This is a genomic window from Streptomyces sp. SID14478 (assembly GCF_010548525.1).
Classification (GTDB): Bacteria; Actinomycetota; Actinomycetes; order Streptomycetales; family Streptomycetaceae; genus Streptomyces.
This window is the reverse complement of sequence record NZ_JAAGMG010001074.1, coordinates 1-4,534: the sequence shown is the minus strand read 5'-3', so window position 1 is coordinate 4,534 and position 4,534 is coordinate 1. Positions and strand designations below refer to the sequence as shown.

The following is a 4,534-nucleotide window of genomic DNA, read 5'->3' as shown; positions in this document are numbered from 1 at the left end:
GCGTGCGCGCCGATGACCGCGACCGTCCGCAGCGCGCCCTCGCGCAGCGGGAGCACGCCGTCGTTGGCCAGCAGCACCGCGCCTGCCGTGACAGCGCGGCACAGCAGCTGTCGCGTGCCGGAGGGGTCCGGTCGCGTACGGCGTGCCGCGGCGCCGGACGAGCCGTCCAGGGCGCCGACCCGCTGAGCCAGGACCAGCAGGCGGCGCACCTTGTCGTCGATCGCGGCCTGCGGCACCCGGCCGTCCGCCACGGCTTCGGCCAGCAGTTCGTCCCAGGGGCCGCCGGGTCCCGGCATCGCGAGGTCGAGGCCCGCGTTCGCCGTGTCCACCGCCGTACGCAGGGCGCCCCAGTCGGAGACGACGAGGCCGTCGAAGCCCCACTCCTCCTTCAGCGGCCGGGTGAGCAGCGAACTCGCGCTCATGGTCGTCCCGTTGACGCGGTTGTACCCGGCCATCACCGCCCACACCCCGGCGTCGACGGCCGCCTCGAAGGGGGCGAGGGCGACCTCGCGCAGCGTGCGCGCGTCCAGGCGCACGTCGACGGTCAGCCGGGCCGTCTCGGAGTCGTTGGCCACGAGGTGTTTGGCCGTGGCCGCGACGCCGTGCGCCTGCAGGCCGCGGATCAGTGCCGCCCCGATCCGGCCGACGAGCCAGGGGTCCTCCGAGAAGCACTCGAAGTGCCGGCCGGCCAGGGGCGAGCGGTGCAGGTTCAGGTTCGGGGCAAGGACGACGTGCACGCCCTTGCGGCGGGCCTCCGTAGCGAGCAACCCGCCCATGTCGCGGACGAGTTCCTCGTCCCAGGTCGCCGCGAGGGCCGAGGCCGACGGGAGCAGGACGGAGGTGATCCGCTCGTCCCAGGCCTCGCCCCGCACCCCCGCGGGCCCGTCCGAGGTCACCACCTCGGCCAGGCCCACGGCGGGTTCGGCGCGGGTGCGCCAGGTGGTGCCGCCCGTGAGCAGCCGGATCCTCTGCCGTGGACTCAGCTTGTCGACCAGCCGGTCCGGCTCCTCGTCGGCCATTCCCCCACCCCTTCACACCGCCCATGAGCGCAGTGGAGCGCTCTCTCACCATGTCGTTCTACCGGATCGCCCTCAGTTGTAGACGCCGAACTCGTAGAGGGAGTAGCCGTATCCGGTGCCGCGGGCGGTGCCGTTGACGCGGACGTAGCGGCCGGTGCCGCTCGCGTCGAAGTCGTCGATGCCGCCGTTGCCGTCGGTCACCTCGTGGACGGTCGTCCAGTTCTGGCCGTCGTCGGAGGTCTGGACCGTGTACGCCTTCGCGTACGAGGTCTCCCAGTTGAGCTGGACGTGCTTGAAGGACTGCCGGGAGCCGAGGTCGACCTGGACCCACTGCGGGTCGCTCCAGTCGCTCGCCCAGCGGGTGTCGTTCTTGCCGTCGACCGCCTTGGCCGCCGTGCACGGGCAGCCGCCGTAGTCGGTGGTCTGCTCCGACGAGGCGGTGGCGGCCTTGCCGACGGCGATGTTCGTCCCGTCGACGGGCGGCGGCACGACGCGCACCGAGCGCGTCTCGACGCCCACGTTGCCCTTGCCGTCGGTGGCCTTGACGTAGATCTTCCAGACGCCGGGCTTGTCCGGCGCGGTCACCTTCAGCCGGCCCCCGCCCAGGTCGGTGGTCTGCATCGGTACGAGCTGCTTGTTCTGGTCGATGTAGTTGCTGTTGCTCAGGACCTGGTAGGTGAGCGGGTCGCCGTCCGGGTCCGTCGCCTTCGTGGAGACGATGAGGTCACGGCCGGCGGGCACGCCGGACGCGCCGCCCTCGATGTCCATCTGCGAGATGACCGGCGGGGTGTTGTCGCCCGAGGTGTTGCCGCCGTAGGCCCGCTTGACGGCGTAGTACGACAGCCGCTTCTCACCTGCGGGCAGCAGGTTGAACCAGATGCCGCCGAAGTCGTACTCGGTGCCGTAGTGGAACATCGTGGCGCCCAGCGCGACGCCCTTGTGCCCGGTGATGCAGCCCCACGCCTTGGTGTACCCCTCGGCCTTGGCCTGGTCGGTGGGCTCCTGGGGAACGCCGTTGGCGTCGTCGGGGACTTCCCACTCCCCCGCGGGTCCGGTCTCCGTGACGATGTACGGCTTCGTGTAACCCCCCTGCTCCCAGGCCGACTTGACGTCGCACACGGCGTTGTAGGAGTTCACGGCGTACAGGTCGAGGTCGGGCGCGTTCTTCTTGTAGTAGGGCCAGGCGCCGACCCAGGCGTCGGTCGAGGTGACCGGGTGGTTCGGGTCGACGCTGTGGATCTTCTTGGTGATGTCGTTGACGAAGCTGGTGTAGGCGTCGCGCTGCTTCTCCAGCTCGTCACCGCTGTAGCAGTTCTGCAGGCCGAGGACCGACTCGTTGCCGACGTTCCACATCAGCACGCCCGGGTTGTCCTTGTACGTGTCGACCCACTTGGGGAACTCGTCGAGCATCTGGTTCTTGTACGCGGTGTCCGTCAGGTAGTTCACACAGCCGCCGCTGCCGGGGCCGCCGCCGGGCTGCAGCCAGAAACCCGCGATGACCTTGATGCCGTGTGCGGCGGCGGAGTCGAACAGGGGCTTGCTGCTGGCGTCGGTGCCCCAGGTGCGAATCGTGTTGACGCCCATGGACTGCAGGTCGGGGAGGTACTTGTCGGCATCGGCGACGGAGGGGCCCCAGGTCAGGCCCTTGATCTGGTAGGGGGATCCGTTGACCTGGAGTTGCCAGTTGCCCTGGGAGCCGGTCACCTTCACCACGTCGCCGGCGGCCTGCGCCTGCTGGCCCGGCAGGGCGAGGAAGGCGGCCGCGAGCACCCCGGCGGTGACGGGGACGGTGAGGCGGTGCGATCTGCGAGGGGCGGTGCGGGACGTGCGCATGCGGGTGCCTCCGGTGGGGGTCGGTGCGAGGAACGGGGAGGGAGGGGGCTGGAGGGGAAGCGAGGGGCTGGAGGAGTGGGGGCGGCGGCCGGGTCAGGGCGACCGCCGCCCCCGCATGTGCGAACTCAGCGGTCAGGGCAGCTCGTAGTTCGCGTCGAGCACCGCGCCCGCCTCGGGGTGGTTCTGGTCGTAGCCGCGCGGGTCGCACTGCAGACCGCCGACGACGCAGTGGTCGACCATCGCCTTGAGCGTGCGGTCGTCCCATGCGTTGAAGAAGTCGTAGTGCCACGAGTAGCTGGGCCCGCTGGACAGCCGCAGCTTCGAGAGGTCACCGTTGACGGGGAACGCCATCTTGAACTCGATCATCGGCAGCGCGACGGGGTGGTCGGCCGGGCAGACGTTGTCGTTCGTGCCGTTCTTCACCACCGGGTACGCCATGTGGCTCTTGTGATCGGGCGTGTCCAGGTACTTCCCGTCCCAGCAACTCGGCGCCTGGAAACGGATGTTGACCTGGGTGTCCTGGGTCGTGGGGCAGTCCGTGGGGAAGTTGACGTTGAAGTAGCTCGTGCCGCACTCCCAGCCCTCGACGAAGCCGGGGTGGTTGCGGAACTCCTCCGCGGTCTGCATCGGGCTGCCCACGACGAACCGCAGGCCCTTGGGGAAGGGCCGCACGCTCGTGTAGTCGGTGACGCCGGCCTTGTAGTAGATGGTCTGGTCGCCGACGGGCAGCACCGGCTTGTCGCCGTTGAGCATCGTGGGCATCCAGTAGCCGGACTTGTCACCGGGGGCCAGGCACTTGGTGCCGCCGCTGTCGAGCGAGGCCGTGGTGCTGTTGGCGTCGGTCGTGGTGTTCCCCATGAACGTGTGGTCATGGGACTTGCCGGGCTGGCCCGGGTAGACGATGGGGTCGTCGGGCTTGGTGTGGGTCACGGAACAGTGCGCCTGGAACTCGTGGAAGTAGGCGTGCGGCGGCTCCTTCGTGGACGGTTCGACGCCGGTGACCGGCGGGTTCGCGGGGATGTATCCGTCACCGTCCGGGTCGTCGGCGGACGCGCGGGTGGATGCGGGCATGGCCATCGTGTGGCCCTGGTGCGAGGACGTGGATGCGGACGACTGCGACGCGGGCGCCTCGGTGGCGCCGGCGGACAGTGCGATCCCGCCCACCCCCAGGGTGCTCAGTACGAGTGCGCCGGATATCAGCAGCCCTGAGACGAGCTTCGATCTCCGTGCCATGGAGACCTCCTGCCATGTCGGTGCGACGTGGAGTGGGGGCCGGGCGGCGGCGGGGGCCGCCGCCCGTGGAACTGTCGTACATGGACCGAGAGAGCGCTCTCTCGCCGGGGAGTGTTCTCGCTCTGACGTGGCAGTGTCAAGAGAAAGTGACGGGCTTGTTTCGTACCGGGTACCCCCACCCCCGGCGCATCAGGGGCCCGCCGAGGCCGCATCAAGTACCCCTGCGGCAAAGGGACTTGCCAGGTCGGAGAGCGCTCCCGCCCCGGTCACCACCGCGTGCGTCACCACTGTCCGCAGTGACTAATCTGGACTCCCATGAACCGGACCAGCCGCGTACTCCTCGTGTCGCCCGCCCTGAGTACGGCGCAGCGCAGGGCGGCCTTCGACGACGGGGGCCCCCTCGATCCCGCGGGGGCGGCCCAGGCGCGCGCGGCGGCCGGCACCCTGCC

Annotated in this window: 3 protein-coding genes; all 3 read right to left on the bottom strand. The window is 70.1% G+C overall.

Translation table 11 applies throughout. From position 1 onward, the window contains the following. Positions 1-1,019, bottom strand: a 1,019-nt coding sequence (locus tag G3I40_RS35125; protein ID WP_164558899.1) for a glycoside hydrolase family 3 protein, incomplete at its 3' end; no start/stop codon positions are given. Between the two features lie 72 nt (positions 1,020-1,091). Then, positions 1,092-2,852: a discoidin domain-containing protein gene (locus G3I40_RS35120; protein ID WP_164558898.1), complete on the bottom strand. Its 1,761-nt coding sequence runs from the start codon at positions 2,850-2,852 to the stop codon at positions 1,092-1,094. A gap of 132 nt (positions 2,853-2,984) precedes the next feature. Beyond that, a complete protein-coding gene (locus G3I40_RS35115; protein ID WP_164558897.1) occupies positions 2,985-4,085 on the bottom strand; it encodes a DUF1996 domain-containing protein in 1,101 nt (366 codons plus the stop codon). Between the last annotated feature and the right edge of the window lie 449 nt (positions 4,086-4,534).

Bases quoted from the DNA above. Each gene is read 5' to 3' on its own strand.
- G3I40_RS35120 (WP_164558898.1), bottom strand. From the start codon at position 2,852: ATGCGCACGTCCCGCACCGCCCCTCGCAGATCGCACCGCCTCACCGTC.
- G3I40_RS35115 (WP_164558897.1), bottom strand. From the start codon at position 4,085: ATGGCACGGAGATCGAAGCTCGTCTCAGGGCTGCTGATATCCGGCGCA.